The organism is Pectobacterium jejuense (genome assembly GCF_026800125.1).
GTDB lineage: Bacteria > Pseudomonadota > Gammaproteobacteria > Enterobacterales > Enterobacteriaceae > Pectobacterium > Pectobacterium jejuense.
Genome location: NZ_JAPQKX010000005.1, coordinates 164452 through 185451 on the forward strand (window position 1 = coordinate 164452; position 21000 = coordinate 185451).

Annotated in this window: 18 protein-coding genes; 9 read left to right on the forward strand and 9 right to left on the reverse strand. The window is 52.3% G+C overall.

Going from position 1 to position 21000, the window contains the following annotated elements; translation table 11 throughout:
- Positions 1-61: 61 nt before the first annotated feature.
- The gene (gene prmB / locus NXT09_RS11140) at positions 62-994 is read right to left on the reverse strand and encodes a 50S ribosomal protein L3 N(5)-glutamine methyltransferase (RefSeq protein WP_268579708.1); all 933 of its coding nucleotides are present in this window, start codon (positions 992-994) and stop codon (positions 62-64) included.
- Between the two features lie 171 nt (positions 995-1165).
- On the opposite strand from prmB, the gene smrB reads away from it, so the two are divergent.
- Positions 1166-1708: an endonuclease SmrB gene (smrB, locus tag NXT09_RS11145; RefSeq protein WP_010298564.1), complete on the forward strand. Its 543-nt coding sequence runs from the start codon at positions 1166-1168 to the stop codon at positions 1706-1708.
- A gap of 87 nt (positions 1709-1795) precedes the next feature.
- On the opposite strand, the gene sixA is transcribed toward smrB, so the two are convergent.
- Complete coding sequence (sixA, locus tag NXT09_RS11150) at positions 1796-2278, reverse strand: phosphohistidine phosphatase SixA (RefSeq protein WP_109411407.1); 483 nt, start codon at positions 2276-2278, stop codon at positions 1796-1798.
- 1172 nt (positions 2279-3450) lie between these two features.
- On the opposite strand from sixA, the gene NXT09_RS11155 reads away from it, so the two are divergent.
- The 5 genes from NXT09_RS11155 (at position 3451) to NXT09_RS11175 (ending at position 8968) form a co-directional block, all read left to right on the forward strand.
- Positions 3451-3999, forward strand: coding sequence for a Csu type fimbrial protein (locus tag NXT09_RS11155; RefSeq protein ID WP_268579709.1), 549 nt, complete (start codon positions 3451-3453; stop codon positions 3997-3999).
- Positions 4000-4182: 183 nt separating this feature from the next.
- Positions 4183-4719 carry a Csu type fimbrial protein gene (locus NXT09_RS11160; RefSeq protein ID WP_240583403.1) on the forward strand — a complete coding sequence of 179 codons (537 nt, stop codon included), beginning with the start codon at positions 4183-4185 and terminating at the stop codon, positions 4717-4719.
- Positions 4720-4754: 35 nt separating this feature from the next.
- Positions 4755-5528 (forward strand): fimbrial biogenesis chaperone, encoded by a 774-nt coding sequence (locus NXT09_RS11165; protein WP_205549927.1) that lies wholly within the window; start codon positions 4755-4757, stop codon positions 5526-5528.
- Positions 5529-5586: 58 nt separating this feature from the next.
- Positions 5587-7953, forward strand: a complete 2367-nt coding sequence (locus NXT09_RS11170) for a fimbria/pilus outer membrane usher protein (RefSeq protein WP_268579710.1) — start codon at positions 5587-5589, stop codon at positions 7951-7953.
- Positions 7954-7957: 4 nt separating this feature from the next.
- A complete protein-coding gene (locus NXT09_RS11175) occupies positions 7958-8968 on the forward strand; it encodes a Csu type fimbrial protein (RefSeq protein WP_240583405.1) in 1011 nt (336 codons plus the stop codon).
- On the opposite strand, the gene fadJ is transcribed toward NXT09_RS11175, so the two are convergent.
- The 3 genes from fadJ to NXT09_RS11190 form a co-directional block, all read right to left on the reverse strand.
- Positions 8961-11177, reverse strand: a complete 2217-nt coding sequence (gene fadJ, locus NXT09_RS11180; RefSeq protein ID WP_370690940.1) for a fatty acid oxidation complex subunit alpha FadJ — start codon at positions 11175-11177, stop codon at positions 8961-8963. The genes NXT09_RS11175 and fadJ overlap by 8 nt on opposite strands.
- On the reverse strand, positions 11174-12487 hold the full coding sequence (gene fadI / locus NXT09_RS11185; RefSeq protein ID WP_240583407.1) for an acetyl-CoA C-acyltransferase FadI: 1314 nt from the start codon (positions 12485-12487) through the stop codon (positions 11174-11176). Before fadI ends, fadJ begins: the two co-directional genes overlap by 4 nt.
- Before the next feature lie 407 nt (positions 12488-12894).
- Positions 12895-13191: a YfcZ/YiiS family protein gene (locus tag NXT09_RS11190; protein WP_182812260.1), complete on the reverse strand. Its 297-nt coding sequence runs from the start codon at positions 13189-13191 to the stop codon at positions 12895-12897.
- A 381-nt stretch (positions 13192-13572) separates the two neighbouring features.
- On the opposite strand from NXT09_RS11190, the gene fadL reads away from it, so the two are divergent.
- Positions 13573-14883, forward strand: a complete 1311-nt coding sequence (fadL, locus tag NXT09_RS11195) for a long-chain fatty acid transporter FadL (RefSeq protein WP_205549935.1) — start codon at positions 13573-13575, stop codon at positions 14881-14883.
- 177 nt (positions 14884-15060) lie between these two features.
- On the opposite strand, the gene NXT09_RS11200 is transcribed toward fadL, so the two are convergent.
- Entirely contained in the window at positions 15061-15813 is a 753-nt protein-coding gene (locus tag NXT09_RS11200) for an SDR family oxidoreductase (protein WP_240583408.1), read from the reverse strand.
- A 142-nt stretch (positions 15814-15955) separates the two neighbouring features.
- Between NXT09_RS11200 and NXT09_RS11205 the strand changes: the two genes are divergently transcribed.
- Entirely contained in the window at positions 15956-16852 is an 897-nt protein-coding gene (locus NXT09_RS11205; RefSeq protein WP_268579711.1) for a LysR family transcriptional regulator, read from the forward strand.
- Between the two features lie 72 nt (positions 16853-16924).
- On the opposite strand, the gene mqo is transcribed toward NXT09_RS11205, so the two are convergent.
- From mqo to NXT09_RS11220, 3 genes are all read right to left on the reverse strand, one after another.
- A complete protein-coding gene (mqo, locus tag NXT09_RS11210; protein WP_268579712.1) occupies positions 16925-18508 on the reverse strand; it encodes a malate dehydrogenase (quinone) in 1584 nt (527 codons plus the stop codon).
- Between the two features lie 362 nt (positions 18509-18870).
- On the reverse strand, positions 18871-19632 hold the full coding sequence (gene mlaA / locus NXT09_RS11215) for a phospholipid-binding lipoprotein MlaA (RefSeq protein ID WP_010298591.1): 762 nt from the start codon (positions 19630-19632) through the stop codon (positions 18871-18873).
- A gap of 182 nt (positions 19633-19814) precedes the next feature.
- Positions 19815-20054, reverse strand: coding sequence for a hypothetical protein (locus tag NXT09_RS11220; RefSeq protein ID WP_268579713.1), 240 nt, complete (start codon positions 20052-20054; stop codon positions 19815-19817).
- Between NXT09_RS11220 and NXT09_RS11225 the strand changes: the two genes are divergently transcribed.
- Complete coding sequence (locus NXT09_RS11225) at positions 20049-20987, forward strand: formate/nitrite transporter family protein (RefSeq protein WP_268579714.1); 939 nt, start codon at positions 20049-20051, stop codon at positions 20985-20987. The two genes, NXT09_RS11220 and NXT09_RS11225, sit on opposite strands and share 6 nt — an antisense overlap.
- The last annotated feature ends 13 nt before the right edge of the window (positions 20988-21000 follow it).

Sequence of the window (21000 nt, forward strand, 5' to 3'; positions counted from 1 at the left end):
ATGTGTTCTGTTTCTGCCTCACCGTCTAAACGGTAAGGCGAATAAATATCGTTATGACCGTTTAATCACGGTAAGCGCTGAAATGCGCTTTGCAATCGACCAGCTGTGATTGCGTTAGCATAAACACACCGTCACCGCCGTTATCAAACTCCAGCCAGGTGAACGGGATGTCTGGGTATTGATCGATCAGGTGCACCATGCTGTTGCCCACTTCGCAAATCAGCACGCCGTCGTCGCTCAGATAGTCTGGCGCACAGGCCAGAATACGACGCACCAGATCCAGACCGTCGTTACCCGCCGCCAGTCCCAGTTCAGGCTCGAAACGGAATTCCTGTGGCAGATCGGACATATCTTCTTCATCCACATACGGTGGATTAGTCACGATCAAATCATAGCGAATCGCCGGTAAATCGCGGAACAGATCAGAGCGAATCGGCGTCACGCGGTATTCCAGACCGTGCTGCTGAATATTTTGTTCGGTTACCGCCAGTGCATCGCTGGAAATATCGACCGCATCGACTTCCGCTTCTGGGAACGCCTGAGCGCAGGCAATAGCAATACAGCCGCTGCCCGTACACAGATCCAGAATATGGTTTGGCGTTTTTGGCAGTTGCTCATCAAAATAGTTATTGATCAGCTCACCGATGGGAGAGCGCGGCACCAGCACGCGTTCGTCTACGTAGAATTCCAGGCCGCAGAACCAGGCCTTGTTGGTCAGATAGGCAACCGGGATACGCTCATTGACGCGGCGGATTACGCGCTCAACAATCCGCTGCCGTTCGCTGGTGATCAGACGGGACGTGTACATATCTTCAGGAATATCGAGCGGCAGATACAGGCTAGGTAATACCAGCTGTATGGATTCATCCCAGGGATTATCCGTCCCGTGACCGTAATAGACGTTGGCTGCGTTAAACCGGCTGACAGCCCAGCGCAACATATCCTGAATGGTATGAAGTTCACTGACGGCCTCATCGACGAAAATTTTGTCCAAGGGTGTCCTCCGCAGACTGTTCTGAATGGGAAATTGGCGCTTAGTTTGCCATGAAGCCCGCGACAAATCAGCAGATATAACCGACTGAACGCGCCCCGATACAGACTTTTATTTAGCGACAGCGGGGAGACAAGGTAAACTGATCGAATGTTGACGCAAGATGAATAAAACATGAGTAATAAATATTCGCTGAATGACGACGAATTACAGCTTTTTCGCACGTCAATCACTGGCACAAAAAAGTTGCGTCAGGATACCTATACCCACAAACCGCTGCGCAAAAAACCGGGTGAATTACCCGCCAAACGGGCATTGCAGGAGCAGGTTGATGCCAGTTTCTATTTTTCGGATGAATTTCAGCCACAGTTGGATGCAGAAGGCCCGACGCGCTATGTCCGCCCGGGTGCCAGCCATTATGAATTGAAGAAGCTTCGACGGGGAGATTATTCACCGGAGCTGTTTCTGGATTTACATGGCCTGACGCAGCTTCAGGCGAAGCAGGAACTGGGCGCGCTGCTAGCGGCCTGTCGGCGGGAGCACGTTTACTGCGCCTGCGTGATGCACGGGCACGGCAAACATATATTGAAGCAACAAACGCCGCTCTGGCTGGCACAGCACCCTGACGTGCTGGCTTTTCATCAGGCTCCGAAAGAATTTGGTGGGAATGCCGCGCTGCTGGTGTTGGTGGCGCTAGAGGCACCGTCGCTTGAATAAGCTCGCTCTTCTTCAAAAAACAATGAGGCGTGTAAGTGCATTACACGCCTCATACCGTATGAATTCAGGAGCTTGGGGTTAGTTGTATCAGGATTTCGCGTTCAACTGCGCCGGGCTAACTTGCCAGTGCAGAACGCCATGACCGGATTCCGCTTCCACCTTCACGCAGGCAATAGCGGATGTGGCGAACATCGGTGCGGTTTCATTCTGGCATAATTCGGCAACCAGATAGCCCACCAGCGGCAGATGCGACACAACCAGAACCGCACCCACGCCTTCTCTTGCCAGCGTTTGCAGATAATAGCTCACAAGCTGGGCATCACCACCGGGCGTCAGCTCATTCAGGCAATCCGCTTCTTCCGGCAGCGGCAGCACTTTTTTCACCACCTCGAGCGTTTGCTGGGCGCGCAAATAAGGGCTCACCAGAACGCGCTCAATATCGATATTTTGCTCATTCAACCAACACGCCATTTGGCGAGATTCATCACGACCTGCGTCGCTCAATGGCCGAACAGCATCACTCGCTGCATCAAGTACCGCATCACCATGACGCATTATCAACACTTGCATATTACACCGCTATGTTAATGAAATATATGATATATGCTCATACTTAATGCTGTATGAGCATTGGCTTTGCTGCCTCTTTGGCATACCTGCAATGTAGCCATATATAAGGTAGATACCCTAAATCATTCAAGTATGACGGGTATAACCGCTTTATTGTTGTAGGTTACCTGAATTGTTGTAGGTTACCTGAATTGTTGTAGGTTACCTGAGTTTCTCGCTATGTAAACTCACCTGAGGTCAGGTTTAGGTAGAAAAAATCATCATATCCACTTCCCGACCACAGGTTACCCACTGAGGTCTGCCGTGAATGCGCCCCAATACTGTTATAACATTAACCATTCTGAAAGCGCGTTTTAGCGCACCCATCACTAACAAGTCAATCATCGTAATATATCAGCAACGTCACCAGACTTACCTGCCCCTATCACCCATCATTAATTGCATGATAAATAAAAAATTTATAGATATACGGTAGGATCTACCCAACCCAAACACATAACCATATCTTTACAATGGTCATTATAATCACTTACAGTAAAATCAAAAAATAAGAGACAGAATTCAACAATGAACAAAAAATCAGCATAAAATACTGATAAAATCAAAAATGTCGATTTCTTGCACTTTTTTAACGCATATCAATTTTTGCGACATTGTTAAACAACCACTCTGGTTCTATCTTTATCTTAAGTAGCTCTTTTTTTTACTATTCGTTTTATATAAACAAGGTCATTACACAGAATATAACGTCATATAATAAAAATAGATTGCTCTTCTATTTATGGACGAATGTGCAATTCAGGATAAAGCCCGAAGAACCTATCTGTTATTTATATGCCTGCCATTATTCACGCCACGGAAGATAAAATTAGCCATACGTGTTCTTTATAGCGTCATCTTCACCATACGGAACGTACTGAAAGTAGTAGCGATATATTTCAGTAATGCGACATTTTAGTGTCAATGGTTCTGCCAACCAGGAAAGAGAATAAACCCTCTGTATTTTCCCGGTCGGTTAATCTATGCCCTATAAATATCCATACTGATTAAAACGACTCGTTATGATTACTTTTTTAATAGTCATTCTTGACGAGCTGTTTTCACGAAAATCAATGCCCTGTCGTGAAAACACTTTCGATGAAAATAAGTGAGAGGCATATAAAGGAATCATCATGAATTCTAAACGTATAACATTACCTATTCTGGCCACACTATTTACCACATTCGGCCTCTCCCCCACTGCCAGCAGCGTAACGATTAATGGTCAGATCCCTGTATCACTGACGATTACCTCTGCCTGCACGGTCAACAACGGGGGAGGCGCAGGCACTACATGGGGAACAATCAACTTTGGCTCTCATTCCGATCTGACAGCCAGTATTGACGCCCAGGTTACCAGCACTGGGGGCAACGGGATTACCGTCAGTTGCTCTGTTGGCACACCGGCGGCGTTGTATATCGGTGCAGGTGCAAACGCCACCGCCTCGCTACGCCGGTTAGCGCCAGGCACGGGAACCTACAACGTCCCTTACCGTTTATACAGCGATTCAACCCGTACGACCGAAATCCCACTCAGTAGTGCAACGGGCATTGCCATTGTTGCAACGGGTAACCCACAGCTGGTTCCCGTGTATGCCCGTATCCTGCCGTCAGATCAGACCGTGCTATCGCCCACCGCAGGGGCTTATACCGATACCGTCACTGCCACGATCGAATGGTGATTTTTTACAGGCTGGCATGTTCGCATGCCAGCCTTTTTAGGGTCATTGATCCACAAGAAAAGGAGCCGTTATGTCACCACATCTCATACGCGATTCCGCGTTTGCAGCCTACGCCCAGCCTTCGCCCCTGACTCTGGGCGTTTCCCGTGCCGCCATTCAGGCTCGATAGCCGCGGGTATTGCGATGCGTTTTCCATCGGCATTGATTTTCTCACTCCTACTGTCTGGTTCCATCGTCCCCACGGTGGCGATGGCGCTTACCGTGAGCAGCACATTCGATGTCACAGCAACGATACAAAAAGGCTGTGTGTTTGGCACCAGCACAGCAAGCAGCCAGCCCAATATGGGAACACTTAATTTTGGGACGCTCAGCGCCACGGCGACCAACGTGGATATCGCCAGCACCAGCGGCGGGGGATCGATTATCGCGACCTGTACACCTGGCACTAATGCCATCATCGAACTGGGCTACGGTGCCAATGGCGGCAGCAGCGCACAGCGCTATCTGAAGAATGCGGCCGGGACGCGCCTGTTGGCCTACCAGCTTTACCGTGATGCTGCACGCACACAGGTATGGGGAACGGGAAGTCTGGCGCTCAGCATTGTCTCTTTTCCCGCTACACCCCAGACCTACACCGTTTACGCCCGCTATTTTGGCGGCACGCCTCTGCCTCCCGCAGGGGTTTATACCGATAACGTGACCGTCAGCCTGACTTATTAAAAACAAAACAGGGTGAACACAGGATGAAAAGGAAAATGACGCTTTTTATTCGGGTAATGGTTTTTTTATTAAGCGGTTTCGGCTCGTCTTGCTTTGCCGCCAGTTCTATCCTCGTTTGGCCGATTTATCAGGTCATTGAGTCCGATGAGAACAGCTCGGCGCTATGGTTGGAAAATAAAGGTGCTGCGCCCGTCGGCTTACAAATTCGTATAGTGTCCTGGAAGCAAATAGATTTTCAGGATCGTTATGCCGAGCAAAGTAATGTGATTGCCACACCGCCGTTCATGACACTGGAGCCGGGCAAGCGCAATATGATACGCCTGATTCGCGTCAACCCTGCCCCCGCCAATACCGAACAGGCTTACCGCATCATCGTTGATGAAATCTCCGCGCCCTACCAACAGGATGCCCCGCAGATGGGGCTGCAATTCCAGATGCGCTATCTGCTGCCACTGTTCCTTGATGGTGCAGGCATTTGGACACATATTCGCCCGGACAAACGACGCGCCACCACCGAGCCTACGCTGCCCGTACTCAGTTGGCGAGTTAGCCCGGTTGGGGGGAAAAACTATCTTTATGTCCGTAATCGTGGCGTCGTCCATGCCCGTCTGAGCAACGTCTATTGGTCAGCCGACCAAAGCGGAAAAGGAAGCCGGATAAAGGTAACCGACGGCTTTTTAGGCTATGTGTTACCGGGACAAGAGATGCGCTGGCCGCTGCCTGCTGGCGTATCCACACCGGGTGCAGGCATGCAACTCTTCACCAGCTTGATCGATATCACCGATCCTATCTTGATAAAACGCGAATGATGGGGCGATTAACGACAGCGACGTGTCTATTGACCACGCGGCCATGGTGAGGCCAGGCATGAAGAGCAAAACAGCCAGGTTTCCCCTGCTCATCTATGCCCCGTTTACGCTGTTTTATTCTGCGACGATTCTCGCGGAAGACTATACCGATCTTCCCGCGCCCCCCAGCGCCATGCCCTCACTCAGCGAGTCCGTTTACTATTTAACGATCTCCGTCAACGGGCTGAGCGATAATCTGGTCGTACCCGTCACGTATCGTGCGGGGAATTATTATGTAGATGCAGCAACACTGCGTTCGAATCACGTCCGTCTGCCAGAGCAAAGCGTGGGGCTGGTGAATATCAACGCCCTGCCAGAGGTCACCACCGATTACGATCAGGCCATACAGCAGCTAAAAATCACCGTGCCTACATTCTGGCTACCCGAGCAATCTGTTGAAGGCGGCGGGCAGGACATGGCGCGTTTCCCCGCCCGTAGCAGTCCCGGCTTATTGTTCAACTATAACCTTTATTACACCTCGCCTCGTGCCAATTCAGATTCGCTCAGCAGTTGGATGGAACAGCGTTTTTTTAGCCCTTATGGAACCTTATCCAATACAGGGATCTACTACTTCACCTCGGGCAACAATACCGCGCAGCAAGATGGCTATCAGCGTTTCGATACCTATTGGCGCTATAACGATAACGAACGCATGATCACCTATCAGGTTGGTGACCTGATTAGCAACTCGCTGACGTGGAGCAACTCGGTGCGTATGGGCGGCCTGCGCGTCGCCCGCAATTTCGGCCTTCGCCCGGATATCGTCACTTATCCGATGCTGCAATACACCGGTACGGCTGCCGTGCCCAGCACGCTGGACCTGTTTATCAACGGGTATAAAGCGAACAGCACCAGCCTGAATGCTGGTCCCTTCACTCTCACTAACACGCCTTACCTGAACGGCGCTGGGGAAGCCACCGTCATTACCACTGACGCTCAGGGGCGGCAGATTTCTACCACGATCCCGTTTTACGTCTCAAACACATTGTTAAGAGAGGGATTAAGCGATTTCGATCTGTCCGTTGGCGTGTTACGTCAGGACTATAGCATAAAGAATAATGCCTACACTGACGATCCCGCTGTCAGCGGCATCTATCGCTATGGGTTGACCAATAAGCTGACCGTGTCAGCGCATGGCGAAGCCGTACAGGATCTCTATCTGCTCGGTGCGGGAGCCGATTTTACCCTTGGCCGCTGGGGTACGCTGAGTTCCTCCTACAGTCAGAGTGAAAAAGAAGCCACCGGACACCAATACACCACGGGCTACTCTTACTACACTTCCGCATTTGGCCTGAATGTTCAACATGCCAAACGCAGTGAGGAATACCGCGATTTAACCGCCGTACTGACGGAAGGCCGCCTCAGTAGAGAAAGCTATCAGGCAACGCTCAGCAGCCAGCTGTTCGGAGAAGGCAACGGCTCATTCGGCGTGGGTTATTTCGATATCCGCGCGTACGATTCAACCCGGACTCGCCTGCTAAATTTCTCTTTCAGCCGTCAAGTCTGGCAAAACAGCTCTATTTATCTCGCCTTTAACAAAGCGCTGGGAGAAAACGGCTACAGCGCCCAGATCCAGTTCGTGATGCCTTTTGGTACAAACGGCAGCATTAATGCCGGCGTTCAGCGCGACAACAATGGCGATTATTCACCGCGAGTCGGAGTGAACCGTACCGCACCGACAGAAGGTGGATTAGGCTGGAACGCCGCGTATGGCGCAGGGAAAAATCCTTATCACCAAGGCTCGCTAAACTGGCGCGGCCCTTATGCCATGGTTGCTGGTGGCACGTATGGCAATGAAGGAAACACCACGCAATGGGGGGAACTGAGCGGCTCGCTGATCTACATGAACGGGGGGCTTTTCGCCAGTAACCGTATCAACGATGCTTTTATTGTGGTTGATACCGAGGAATACCCTGACGTCCCGGTAAAATATGAAAACCAGCTGGTAGGAAAAACCAACAAACGCGGCCATTTACTTGTGCCGTGGGTGGTGTCCCATTACCCCGCGAAAGTGGAAATCGACACACTACAACTGCCAGCCAACGTCACCACGCCACAGGTGGAATCGCGTGTGTCGGTCAAAGAAGGCAGCGGCACTGTCGTCACATTCCCCGTTCATGCCGTGCGATCCGCCAACATTAAGCTGCGCAATACGGATGGCAACCCACTCACCATCGGCACCTGGATAACAAACGAGGTCAGCGGGGACACCACCATCAGCGGCTACGATGGCCTGGTCTATTTCACCAATCTGGGAACCGCTAACCGCTTACGCTTTAAACAAGAAGACGGACGGCTTTGCCGGGTGGAATTCTCACTGCCGGAATCACAGACCATGATGGCGACCATCGGCCCGCTTACCTGCCAGACTGACTCAAAAGGATAAAACGATGCTGACCCCGATACCAAAAATCCAGCACTTCTTCCCTACCAACCGGCGAGTTGCTCGTTGGCTGCGTCTGGCCTTCCTGTCGATGGCGCTGTATTACGCGCCCTTTAGCTACGCCGCCTGCACGACGCCACCGAGTTCCACTACGCTGGGGCCTTATGCCTCTTCCGTTGTCGGTGTTAATGGAACACCCCAGATCGTGACATCAGGCAGTGGATTCCGCTGTACGGGAAGCCTGCTGAGTATAGCCGGTACCAATACGATTACAATCACAATACTGGATGACAGTAATCCCAGCGGTACCGCCATGCGGATGCGCAGAGGGACGAGCACAGACTACGTTCCCTACAGCCTGTGTATCGATTCTGGCTGCGGTACGCTTTATGAAATCGGTTCAACCTATACCTGGTCTCGGACTACGTTTCTGGGCATCTTAGGTCTGTTCAATTCAGCAGATGGCTCCATACCGATCTATATCCGCACCAGTATCGGCAACAACGTAGCGGCCGGGACCTATACCGATACAGTGACGATTAAATGGGATTATGAACTTTGTTCGCTGGGAGCGTTAGGTCTTTGTGTTTACGAAAGGGGCTCAACCACTTCAACCCTCAATATCACCATGAACATCACCAATGATTGCCAGATCACCAGCGCGCCGAATATCAGTTTTGGCATGGCGGCGTTCCCCGCTGATTTCGCAGCGGTCAACAATAACCTCGGGGTTCGCTGTACGCTGCTGGGCGCGTATACCGTCAAACTCGTCAGTACCCACCCTGACGATGCCAACTGGCGCAGAATGACGGCCACCGTCGGTGGCACGCCTTACTATTTGCAATATCAGCTCTATCGCACCGGGAACATCGCCTGGACCGAAACCAACGATTACAGCGGAACGGGTACGGGAATTACGCAAAATATCCCGTACACCGCCCGAATTAACGCCAGTCAGGCCAGCAAGCCAGAAGGCGCATATAAAGACACGGTGACGATCAACGTCACAATCAACTAGCACTCTGGTCTTCATCGGTTGGCGGATAAAACGTCCGTCGACCTTCCCGCATCGCGAGCAGACGTTCACAGGGGGCGAACCGATCGCCATACTGTTGTTGCAGCACCAGTAGCGTTTTCACGACCGTTTCCACGCCCAAACGGTCCATATAGTGGAACGGCCCGCCGAGGAAAGGGGGGAATCCAATGCCAAATACCGCGCCGATATCACCATCGCGGGCGCACTGGATTACGCCTTCGTCCAAGCAGCGCGCCGCCTCATTGAGCATCATCATTACGGCACGCTGGCTGATGAGCGCAGGGTCGATATGGGCCTTCGCCGTGACATCCAGCAGCGGATAAACCGAGCTGTCTACCTCCCTGCCCGCGTGCCAGAAACGGCGCGTTTTATTGTACCGGTAGAATCCTTTCCCATTTTTGCGCCCTTTTCGCCCATCTTTCAGGATCGCATCAAACGCAGGTGGAGAGGTGAACCGCTTGCCCAGTTCTTCACTCAGCACTGGCACAATTTTGGTCGCGACATCAATACCGACTTCATCAAGCAGCGCGAGCGGGCCGACGGGGAAGCCAAAGCGTACCAGCGCATAGTCAATCGATTCGATCGGCTCCCCTTCCAGCAGGCAATAAGCGGCTTCGTTAATATAAGGCGCTAATATGCGGTTCACATAAAAACCAGCACTGTCGCCTACGACGATCGCGGTTTTCCCCTGCTTTCTCGCCAGAGCCACCGTCGTCGCGACCGTCTCTGCGCTGGTATGAGCGTGAGGGATCACTTCAACCAGCGGCATTTTGTCCACCGGACTAAAGTAGTGCAGACCCACAACCTGTTGCGGACGGCGCGCGCCCTCTGCAATCTGATGGATCGGCAGCGAGGACGTGTTTGATGCGAAAATCGTGTGCGCCGCAGCGTGCTCTTCAATCTCCGCCACCATTTGTCGCTTCAGCGCCAGATCTTCAAAAACGGCCTCAATGACGATATCCGCATGTTCAAAACCGCGATAGTCCGTACTACCGGAAATCAACGTCATCAACCGCTGGCGCTCCGTCGGCTTCATCCGCTTACTCTGCACGCGTTTGGTCAGCAGTTGCCAGTTGTACTTCAGCGCATGGTTAATGCCCTGTTCATTTATATCTTTAATGCGCACTGGCAACTTCCCGCGCGTCGCCGTCACGCTGGCAATCCCGCCGCCCATCAGCCCACCGCCGAGAATGCCCACACGGTGGATCGGCTTGGCATCAGAGGCCGCCCCGGTGGTTTTCTTTAATGCATTGGAGGCAAAGAACAGGTGGCGTAGCGCAGCCGACTCCGGCGTCATCACCAGTTTGCCGAACGCTTTCGCCTCGTGCCGATACCCTTCTTCACGTCCTTTTTCTATGCCCCGACGCACCACCTGGATGATTTTTTCCGTGGCCGGATAGTTGCCGTGTGTTTTCGCACGTGTTTTGCGCTTCACTAGTTTGAACAGCACATCGCGAATGCCCGGACTGCTCAACAAACGCGAACGCCAGCCCAGCGGCACTGCTTTGCGTTTTCCTTTTTTGAGAATATCGACCGCCGTCTCCAGCAGAATATCGTGCGGGACGGCCTCATCAATCAGCCCTTGTCGTAACGCCTGACTCGCTCGGAGGTGGCGACCGGTCAAAATGAGATCCAGCGCGCTATCCAGACCAATCAGCCGTGGCAACCGCTGCGTTCCGCCCGAACCGGGAAGAAGGCCAAGCTGCACTTCCGGTAGCCCCAGCACCGTTTTTTCATCCAGCGAGCAGACGCGATAGTCGCAAGCCAATGCCAGCTCCAGCCCACCGCCCAGACAGGCACCGTGGATCGCGGCCACCACCGGGAACGGCAGTGCGGCCACCTGCTCGAACGTTTCCTGCCCTTGCTTCGCCAGATTCTCTGCCTGTTCGGCACTGCTGCACTGGTTCAACATGGTGATATCTGCACCGGCGATAAACGAATCGGGCTTGGCGGAAATAAAAATCAGCCCTCTGAGCGTCGCATGCTGCCGCGCCTGTTCGAAGACCGAAAGAATCTGTTCTGCAAATTCGCTCTTTAGCGTGTTCACCTTCTCGCCGGGAACATCAATGCAAATAACACCGATATTGTCTGGCCGAATCGTTAGGGAAAAAGCAGTCGAGCTTTCCATTGCGGGCGCTGTTTTTTCCGTTGCAGATGATGTTGTCACGGAGAAAGGCTGTTGATCGTTCATGGCGTCACCTCCAGTACCATTGCCGCACCCAGCCCGCCCGCCGCGCAGGCGGTGGTTAATCCCAGCCCACCACCGCGACGACGCAGTTCATTCAGCGTTTGGGTAATCATCCTCGCGCCAGTAGCGGCAAAGGGGTGTCCATAGGCAATGGATCCCCCCAACACATTGAACTTGGTGCGATCTACCTCGCCCAGCGCGGCGTTTCTACCCAGCTGATTCCGAGCAAACTCATCGCTGGCAAACAGTTTGAGATTTGCCAACGTCTGGGCGGCAAAGGCTTCGTGCATATCGATGAGCGTCAGATCGGCCAGCGTCACGCCAGCCCTTGCCAACGCCAGCGGGGAGGCATAAGCCGGCCCCAACAACATATCACGCTGTACGCCGATGGCGCTGAATGCATAGCTGCGCAGGTAGCCTAGCGGCGTGATCCCCAGACTTTTGGCCTTGGATTCACTCATCATCAACACCGCTGCCGCGCCATCCGTTAGCGGCGTACTGTTCGCCGCCGTGACCGTACCGTGTCGGCGATCGAACGCCGGGCGTAAACGGGAGTACTGCTCCAGCGCGGAATCATGGCGCACGTTGTTATCTTCACTCAGAGCCTTGTCATAAGGTGGGACGTAAGCCGTCATGACTTCATCGCGCAACACGCCGGATTCCCAAGCCTGAGCCGCCAGCTTGTGCGAGCGGTGCGCCAGTTCATCCTGCTCTTCACGCGTGATGCCGTAGGTTTTTGCCATCTGTTCGGCGGTATCGCCCATGCGCAGCCCGGTGGAATACTCCGCCACGGCAGGCGCAACCGGAAGCAGGTCTTTCGGGCGCAGACCGCTTAACAGTTTCAGCTTCTGGCTCAGCGTCCGGGCCTTGTTCATATCCACCAGCGTTCTGGCCAACGCTTTGCTGACGCCAATCGGCAGCACGGAAGAGGAATCCGCCCCGCCGGCAATGCCGACTTCCACCGTCCCCGCCATAATGCTTTCCGCCACGTTGGCGACCGCCTGAAAGCTGGTAGCGCAGGCGCGCGACACGCTGTAGGCATCGGTATGCACACTCATGCCCGTGCCGAGCACGATCTCTCTGGCGATATTCGGCGCTTCGGGCATTTGAACCACCTGTCCGAACACCAATAGCTCGATCAGTTCAGGGTCGATCCCCGTGCGAACCAGTAATTCGCTGGTGACGAGCTTCCCTAATTCGATGGCAGGTACGCCATGATAGGCCGTTGCCTGCCGGGCAAATGGGGTGCGTAATCCGCTCACGAACGCAATGCGATCGCCACGGCGGGTTATCAGAGGTAATACCTCGCTCATAAACGCTCCTGTTAACCGAAAATAAAGTACGCGCACAACAGGTCAGACCTGATTTCATTGTTAACCAGATAGTTACATTACGCAAAGCTGCGCAACACAAAAGTGTGAAGAGCATGCTGTTGTCAGCCCTGATACCATCAACCTTATGACAAGACTCAGGTGATAAAGAGGACTAACACAACCGAAGAAAGCAGGACGAGACGAAATGCTGCACCGTTTTTATGAAGACATCGCGACGATCTGGGAAACGCCGACAACACCCAGACAGATTCTATGGCCGATTAACATGCGCATTGGGAGAATGGATAAGTGACGACACCACCGACAGTGGTGGATAGAAACAACGAAAGGAAATAAAGCGAATCAGGCAGGCGATGCGATAACGCAATGCCTGCCAGAAGGAAGGCTTAACGCAGGCCGAGCTGGAAAATCATCGTTTCAGCCTGGCAGCTGAATGTAAAATCGATGTCCAATTTAACGCCGCCGTCTACGTCTTCCAGCGTGCTGGCGATTTCGCAAGGTTCAGACTCTACCGCACGCGCTTTTTCCGTCAAGGCGGCCAGTGCCGCTTCCGCCTCAGCACGATCGCCGAAAACGTTGCTGTAAGACGCCGTGCAATCCGTGTTATCCATAATTGTGCCAACATCGACACAGCAGCAGGCTGCGGTTTCTTCAGCACTGCATTTGTTGATTACGTTCGTCATGCTACTTTCCTCTTAAAACGCGGGAGATATGATCCAGTTCAAATATTTTTATCTTCCTTATATTTTACTCCCTCATCCCGAAGCAGTGCCAGCACTTCATGCTGACCAGTAATTTTAGTGATATCAATCACATTACGGTGTTATAAGGCAGTAAAGACCGAGTAATATCTCTTCACACAAATTAACCAAAACGTTAAGCAGGTCTAAATTTTGCATCATTTTAGAAATATTTTTAATACACGAGCGCAACATTGTCGTATTCCCAACTTATACTTTGGCAACTGGTCTGCTTTGTCAGGCTGAGTGCGCCCCCTACAATGCGCGTCCCTTGTTACCTCGTGTAACAAAGTTAAATAACAAGCATATAAAGAGGTTTTGGTCATGAACCAGAAAAACCTGTTCAAACAATCCACAATTGCTGTTGCGGTGGCCCTGTTTTCAGCAAATGTGTCCGCAGCTGGTTTCCAGCTAAATGAATACTCATCATCTGGTCTGGGACGCGCGTTTTCTGGTGAAGGTGCCGTAGCCGATAATGCGACCTCAGGTAGTCGTAACCCGGCGACCATGACCATGTTTGACCGTCCGTCGTTCTCCGGTGGTGTCACTTATATCAACCCGGATATCGATGTTCAGGGGAAAAACTCCCTGACTGGGCAGAATACCAGCGCCAAAAATATTGCGCCGCACGCCTGGGTGCCGAACCTACACTTCATCATGCCGCTGAATGAACAGTGGGCGGTTGGTGCTTCCGCTACCACCAACTATGGCTTAGCAACGGAATTCAATGATAACTATGCCGCAGGTTCCATTGGTGGACAGACCGACCTGCTGACATCAAACCTGAATCTGAGCGCCGCCTATCGCTTGAACCAGCATTTTAGCTTTGGTTTAGGGGTCAACGCCGTCTATGCTGATGCCAAGATTGTTCGTCGAGCAGGTGAATTGGCAAACGTACCTACCGCTGCTGGTGGATTACAAGGGGTAGTCGCTGGTCCCTCCTCAGAAATAGCTCGTCTGGAAGGTAAGGAATGGGGTTACGGTTGGAATGCGGGTATCCTTTATGAAGTCGATGAAAATAATCGCTTCGGCCTGACTTATCGTTCAAAAGTCGATATCGATTTTAACGGCGATTACAGCAACAACCTCCCAACAGCAGTAACAGCATTGAACGGTACTGGTGGCGCAACGATCCCTGGCAAGCTGACGCTGAATCTGCCGGAAATGTGGGAAGCGTCGGCCTACCATCGCGTGGCGCCGAAGTGGGCGGTACACTACAGCCTGACCTATACCAGTTGGAGCCAGTTCCAGGAGCTGAAAGCAACGGGCAACAACGGTCAGACTCTGTTCCATAAAGATGAAAGCTTCCGTGACGCGTACCGTATCGCACTCGGCACCACCTACTATCATGACGATAACTGGACGTTCCGCGGCGGTATCGCGTTTGACGACAGCCCAGTACCGGCCGACAAACGTTCGATCTCCATCCCGGATCAGGATCGTTTCTGGTTGAGCGCAGGTACCACCTACGCCTTTAATAAAGACGCGTCTGTGGATGTTGGCGTGTCCTACATGCATGGCAAGCAAGTTGATATCAGCGAACCTATCTCTGATAGAGCGGGTTCGCCAAGTTACACTTTCAGCTCCAAAGGTAAAGCCTGGCTGTACGGCGTGAACTTTAACTATGCGTTCTAAGTAACGTACGAGTTTATAAATAAAGCACACGTTCTCATTGCTACCAGTCAGAACGTGATAAAGCAGGTAAGGTAACTTACCTGCTTTTTTTATTGCTCATCACAAGGCATTTGTCTCTTTCTTACTGGCGTAGTGATTAGCTAATGATGGACAATTCACGAACATCATAATGTCGGATCAGTCGTTCAAGAGACGCCCGCCATCCACGACAATCTCACTACCGATGGTCCATCGGGACTCATCTGAAGCCAGGTACAACACCGCCTTGGCAATCTCCTCCGCCGTGCCGAATCGGCCTGAAGGAATGCTTTTGACGATCTCCTCGTTGACCTGTTTGCGATAGGTATCGGGGATACCAAGTTTGTCATACAGCGGGGTATCGATTGGCCCTGGGCTAACCGCGTTGATGCGAATACCACGCGCCATCAGTTCGCTCGACAGCGTCTTTGACAGGCTAAGGAAGGCCGCTTTGGTCGCAGAATAAACCGAGGAACGAGCCGATCCTACATGCGCACTAATCGACGTGTTGAGCACGACCGAAGCAGGGCTGGCGAACACGGGCAGCAACGACTGGATCAGGAAGTACGGCCCCTTGACGTTGATGTCAAAGGAGCGATCAAACATCTCCTCCGTCCATTCCTCAATCGGTTGCCAAACGGAAACACCCGCGTTGAGAAAGACAGCATCAACTTTTCCGTAATGGGCTTCCACGGCTTGCGCCAGTTCCTTCTGTGCACTCACGCTAGCCGAATCGGCACGCAACACCAGCACCTCGCTGCCAAGCTCGGCTTTTGCTGCGGCAATAGAATCGGGGTTGACCCCGGTAACGATGACGCGAGCCCCTTCAGCGAGAAACTGCTTTGCGGTTTCCAGCCCAATGCCGGAGGTGCCTCCGGTGATAAGGGTACGTTTGTTGTGTAAGCGAGACATAGGAAACTCCTGATAATCATAGCGGGATGCAGCAATGTGCTGCCGGGGACATCGCTAATCATATGTGTATGCATAAATGATGATAAGATCCCAATTTCGCATATGATTTATTCCATTACTGCATTAATTGAGGCATCTTCACGTGGATCGTTTTCTGCTCATGACCTGTTTTAAACGGACTGTCGAAACAGGCAGTTTTTCTGCGGCAGCACGCGACCTGAATATGGGGCAACCTAACGTAAGTCGATACGTTGCCGCCTTAGAAGAACATCTGGGCGTCAGACTACTTCAGCGGACAACACGCCAACTTGTGCTGACGCCCGAGGGCGAGCGGTACTACGCAGATGCCAGCCGAATTCTCGATGCGGTTGCAGAATCGGAGTCATCCTTGAGCGATGAGACGGAGCCCACTGGACTCCTGCGAGTGGCCTGCCCAACCGCAATGGCTCATGCCTTTCTTATGCCACAAATACCCGCTTTTCTAGCCCGCTACCCAGGGTTATCGCTGGATTTGCAACTGAGCGATCGTTTCGTCGATCTGGTGGAAGAAGGTGCCGAGTTAGCTATCCGAATCGGCCATCCTTCCGACAGTGCACTACGTGCGCGCCGGATTGGCCTTTTCACACGCGTGTATGTAGCCTCGATCGACTATCTGAGTCGTCGTGGCATACCGCAAACACCAGAAGATCTGCGCGATCATGACTGCATTCTGTACTCGCTGTTAAACACGGGTAATACATGGCATTTTCGAAATACCGAGATCAACGTTTCGGGGCGATTCCGAGTCAACTCCCCCCAGGCCGTACAGGAAGCAGTCATCGCCGGCCTTGGTATCGCCAGCGGCCCCAAGTGGTTATACGAGGATGGATTACAGAGCGGCAGGCTGTGTCAGGTACTTTGCGACTACGAAGCACCGCCAGTGCCAATTCAGTTTCTTTATGTCGCCAATCGTCTGCTACCGAAGCGAGCCATTGTATTCATGGACTTCATTGCAGAAGCGTTTTCCAGGATCCCTGGACTCAACACCGACGATCGCTAGTTCACATTGGACTTGAAGACACAAAAAAGGCCGCTTTCGCGGCCTGACATCGTAACTTCCAGCTAACCCCGATTACTCAGGCTTAACCTCAATATAGTCCAGGCCCAGCGTGCTGCTGGTGTAGCTGCGGATTTTATTGGTCATTTCAATATTACCGTCCAGCTTCTGACCATAAGATGGAACGATCTCTTTCAGCTTGCCCTGCCATTCTGGCGTAGCGACTTTATCTTTAAACACTTTTTCCAGCAGGCTCAGCATAATCGGCGCGGCAGTAGACGCACCCGGAGAGGCACCCAGCAGCGCGGCAATCGAACCATCCTGCGAACTGACAATCTCCGTACCCAGCTTCAGCACGCCGCCTTTGTCATCATCTTTCTTGATAACCTGAACGCGCTGACCAGCAATCGCCAGTCTCCAGTCTTCTTTCTTCGCGTTCGGGAAGTATTCCTGCAGCGCGGCGAAACGATCGTCATCATCCATCATGACCTGACCCACCAGATACTTCACCAGATCGAAGTTATCCAGACCGACGTGCGTCATCGGCATCACGTTGGAGAACGTCACGGAACCGATCAGATCCCACAGCGAACCGTTTTTCAGGAATTTGCTGGAGAACGTAGCAAACGGCCCAAACAGCAAGACAGGCTTACCGTCAAAAATACGGGTATCCAGATGAGGAACGGACATCGGTGGCGCACCAACGGAGGCTTTACCGTAAACTTTAGCCATGTGGCGCTTCACGATTTCCGGGTTTTCTGTCACCAGGAATTCGCCACCAACCGGGAAGCCACCGTACAGATCGGCCTCAGGAATACCGGATTTCTGCAGCAGCGGCAGTGCCGCCCCACCCGCACCGATAAAGACAAACTTCGCCTTAATCACGCTTTCTTTCTCGCCGTTCTTCAGATCGGCGTAAGTCACGCTCCAGGTGTTATCCGCATTACGCTTGATATCACGCACTTCTGAATTCAGGTGCAGCGCGAAGTTGGACTTGGTTTTCATCGCGCCAACCAGCTGACGCGTAATTTCACCGTAGTTCACGTCGGTACCGATAGGCATACGAGTCGCCGCAATCTTCTGCGCCGGATCGCGACCTTCCATCACCAACGGTGCCCACTCTTTGATCGTATTAGGATCGTCAGAGAACTCCATGCCACGGTACAGCGTGCTGTGCTGCATCGCGTCATAACGATGTTTCAGGAAGGCGGTGTTCTCGTCACCCCAGACAAAGCTGATGTGCGGCACGCTGTTAATGAAGGAGTGCGGATTGTTCAGCACGCCGTTTTTCACCTGATAGGACCAAAACTGGCGGGAGACTTCAAACGCTTCGGTAATTTCCAACGCTTTGCTGATGTTGATTGGGCCGTTAGGATTATCCGGCGTGTAGTTGAGCTCCATGAAAGCAGAGTGACCCGTACCAGCATTATTCCAGCCGTTCGAGCTCTCTTCCGCTACGTTATCCATCCGCTCAACCATGTCGATAGACCAGTCTGGTTGCAGCTCCTGTAAATACACGCCCAGCGTAGAGCTCATAATGCCCCCGCCGATCAGTACCACATCCGTTGTCTTCTCTGTCGTTTTAGCATCTTCAGCCATCACCAGTGGGGCGTTAACCACCACGCTGAGGCAGAAGAACATGGCAAGTAGTTTTTTCATGCTTATATCTCTATTTTTATAAGTGCAGGTAAATAGAACTCCGGGCATTCATTAACAGACGACCACGCCATCATCCGTAAAAGGCATCATTCTTATGACCTTTTTGTTAATCACCTTGCTAACAAAAAAATCAGCGTGCAGACACATTTCAACCATGATGGGCATCGGTAGCGGTTAACGACGTAACATTATTGTTATCTGACGGTAGGAAATAAATTTTAGTAAGTAAATAAATGGACAACAAAGCAATAACTTTTAAGAAACAAACCACAGAATCATCATGGTAAAAGTAAGTTTAGCAGTGTTTTATAAAAGCAAAAGGCACCCGCAGGTGCCTGTGAAATGAACGAGACTTCGCAACACTATTTCGCTGAGTCAATTTCGTCGAGCGAGTCTTCAATCGCTGCCGCATTCGGGTTCTTCTGCGGGGTAAGTTGCCCATCACTGGCAAGGAAATCATGCCGCTGGAAGTAGGCTTCACGCACCATCAGGTATGGATCGGAAGAGTTACGCAGTAGCCCGTCGGAATCCAACAGCTGTGCGCGCGTTTCTATCCCTTCGATAGCCCATTTACCCGCGGACATCCAGAACGTCAGATAGCTCAGCATCGGATACAGCGTATCCACTACGCCACCGCCGTCTTCACGAGGTGTCACGCTGCCGTAGCCGGGTACCACAAGATAAGGCCCGTAGCCCACGTCATAATGACCCAATGTGCTACCAAAGCGGCGAGACTCTTCTTTCGCCAGTTTCGGATTCGCCATCGAGGCCACGTCAATCAGGCCGCCCATCCCGAGCAAGGTATTCAGGAAAAAGCGGTTAAAGTGAATCATCGCTTTATACGGCTTGCCTTCAACGAAGTAGTTCACCATCGTTGCAGGTTCTTCCAGGTTGCTGAAGAAGTTCCCAAGTCCGTTACGCGCCGGCGTCGGCACATAATCGCGCCAGGCCACAGCCGCAGGACGCACCAGATAAGGATCCAGAACGTCATAGTTAAAGCTGAACATAGTACGGTTAAAGCCTTCAAGCGGATCAGAACGTCCTTCTTGAGCTCGATCCCCGGAACTGGCGCAGCCGATCAATAACACGCTGGCAAACACCACCCCACTCAGGCGGTAATTCATATCTGTTCTCCCTGATTTATAGTGTGCTATACCCGCGACCGAAAATGGGTATTCTCAGTATCAGCCCCAGCCTATCAGGCTGAGCGACAAGGACGGGATATCGGCCAACAGTGTAACATTTTATCGCTCCATCGCTACGTTGGCTTACGCATTACTGCATTTTCAGAGGTTTGCCATTTTTCTTATGGGGATAACACGCCACATCGTTGCGACACGCGCTCCAGCGTGGGCGACAGTACGGTATTCGCTAGTTTCTCCTCACAGCATAGCACCGCCAGCCTAAACCAGTGAGTCACGCCGTGCCATCCCATGTTGTAAAAACTGACTACGCTTATCATCGGGGCTATCGGTGATTGCCCCTCAACGTCAGTACCGTTAGCCAGACAACAACCGGCCCACTCGTCGAGAGAATCACTATGCATCCACCTTCAGAATCCAGACAAATCCGGCAAGAGAAAGAAAAGGATGTAGCGGTAGAGAGTGAGGAAAGCACGCAGGGAAAAACGATCGATATAGACGAGGATCACTTGCCTTCCCCCGCCGCTGCGATCCATGAAGAGATTCGTCAGGAAGGGCAAAAGGAGCTGGAACGCGATGCAATGGCCTTACTGTGGTCGGCGATTGCGGCAGGGATCTCCATGGGAACCTCATTCATGGCGGTCGGTATGCTCCACAACCATCTGGTTGGCGTGCCCGGCGGCTTTCTGCTGGAGTGTTTTGGTTACACCATCGGCTTTGTGATTGTCATCATGGCACGCCAGCAGCTGTTCACCGAAAACACGGTCACGGCCGTACTTCCCATCATGCATAAGCCCACGCGCAGCAATTTCTACCTGCTCGGTCGACTATGGTTCGTCGTGCTGGCTGGCAACCTGATCGGCACAGCCTTGGCCGCCCTCGCCTTTACCTACATGCCCGTTTTTGATGGCGAAACGCGGGTGGCTTTGGTCGACATCGCCATGAAGGTCATGAAGCACTCACCAACGGAGATGTTCGCCAATGCCGTCGTCTCTGGCTGGATTATTGCCACTATGGTTTGGATGCTGCCTCGCGCTTACTCCGCCAAGCTGTGGATTATCATCATCATGACCTGGATGATTGCTTTCAGTAACCTCACCCACATCGTGGCCGGTGCCTCAGAGATTTTCTATCTGGTGTTCATTGGCCACATCCCCTGGCAGGATTTCATTTGGCCATTTGCACTGCCCACGCTGGCGGGGAATATCATCGGCGGTACCTTTATTTTCGCACTCATCAGCCATGCGCAAATCCGCAACGACATGAGTCGTTCATCGCACGGTAAACGTCAAAAGGCGTATGAGAATGAGGAAAAAGAACATCAGCAGAAACGCTGATTGACGACACTTT

Excerpts from the sequence above, each read along its gene's own strand:
- sixA (WP_109411407.1), bottom strand. The coding sequence starts at position 2,278 with ATGCAAGTGTTGATAATGCGTCATGGTGATGCGGTACTTGATGCAGCG.
- fadL (WP_205549935.1), top strand. The coding sequence starts at position 13,573 with ATGAACCAGAAAAACCTGTTCAAACAATCCACAATTGCTGTTGCGGTG.
- NXT09_RS11160 (WP_240583403.1), top strand. The coding sequence starts at position 4,183 with ATGCGTTTTCCATCGGCATTGATTTTCTCACTCCTACTGTCTGGTTCC.
- mlaA (WP_010298591.1), bottom strand. The coding sequence starts at position 19,632 with ATGAATTACCGCCTGAGTGGGGTGGTGTTTGCCAGCGTGTTATTGATC.
- fadI (WP_240583407.1), bottom strand. The coding sequence starts at position 12,487 with ATGAGCGAGGTATTACCTCTGATAACCCGCCGTGGCGATCGCATTGCG.
- NXT09_RS11165 (WP_205549927.1), top strand. The coding sequence starts at position 4,755 with ATGACGCTTTTTATTCGGGTAATGGTTTTTTTATTAAGCGGTTTCGGC.
- smrB (WP_010298564.1), top strand. The coding sequence starts at position 1,166 with ATGAGTAATAAATATTCGCTGAATGACGACGAATTACAGCTTTTTCGC.
- NXT09_RS11170 (WP_268579710.1), top strand. The coding sequence starts at position 5,587 with ATGAAGAGCAAAACAGCCAGGTTTCCCCTGCTCATCTATGCCCCGTTT.
- mqo (WP_268579712.1), bottom strand. The coding sequence starts at position 18,508 with ATGAAAAAACTACTTGCCATGTTCTTCTGCCTCAGCGTGGTGGTTAAC.
- NXT09_RS11200 (WP_240583408.1), bottom strand. The coding sequence starts at position 15,813 with ATGTCTCGCTTACACAACAAACGTACCCTTATCACCGGAGGCACCTCC.
- NXT09_RS11190 (WP_182812260.1), bottom strand. The coding sequence starts at position 13,191 with ATGACGAACGTAATCAACAAATGCAGTGCTGAAGAAACCGCAGCCTGC.
- NXT09_RS11220 (WP_268579713.1), bottom strand. The coding sequence starts at position 20,054 with ATGCATAGTGATTCTCTCGACGAGTGGGCCGGTTGTTGTCTGGCTAAC.
- NXT09_RS11155 (WP_268579709.1), top strand. The coding sequence starts at position 3,451 with ATGAATTCTAAACGTATAACATTACCTATTCTGGCCACACTATTTACC.
- NXT09_RS11175 (WP_240583405.1), top strand. The coding sequence starts at position 7,958 with ATGCTGACCCCGATACCAAAAATCCAGCACTTCTTCCCTACCAACCGG.
- NXT09_RS11225 (WP_268579714.1), top strand. The coding sequence starts at position 20,049 with ATGCATCCACCTTCAGAATCCAGACAAATCCGGCAAGAGAAAGAAAAG.
- fadJ (WP_370690940.1), bottom strand. The coding sequence starts at position 11,177 with ATGAACGATCAACAGCCTTTCTCCGTGACAACATCATCTGCAACGGAA.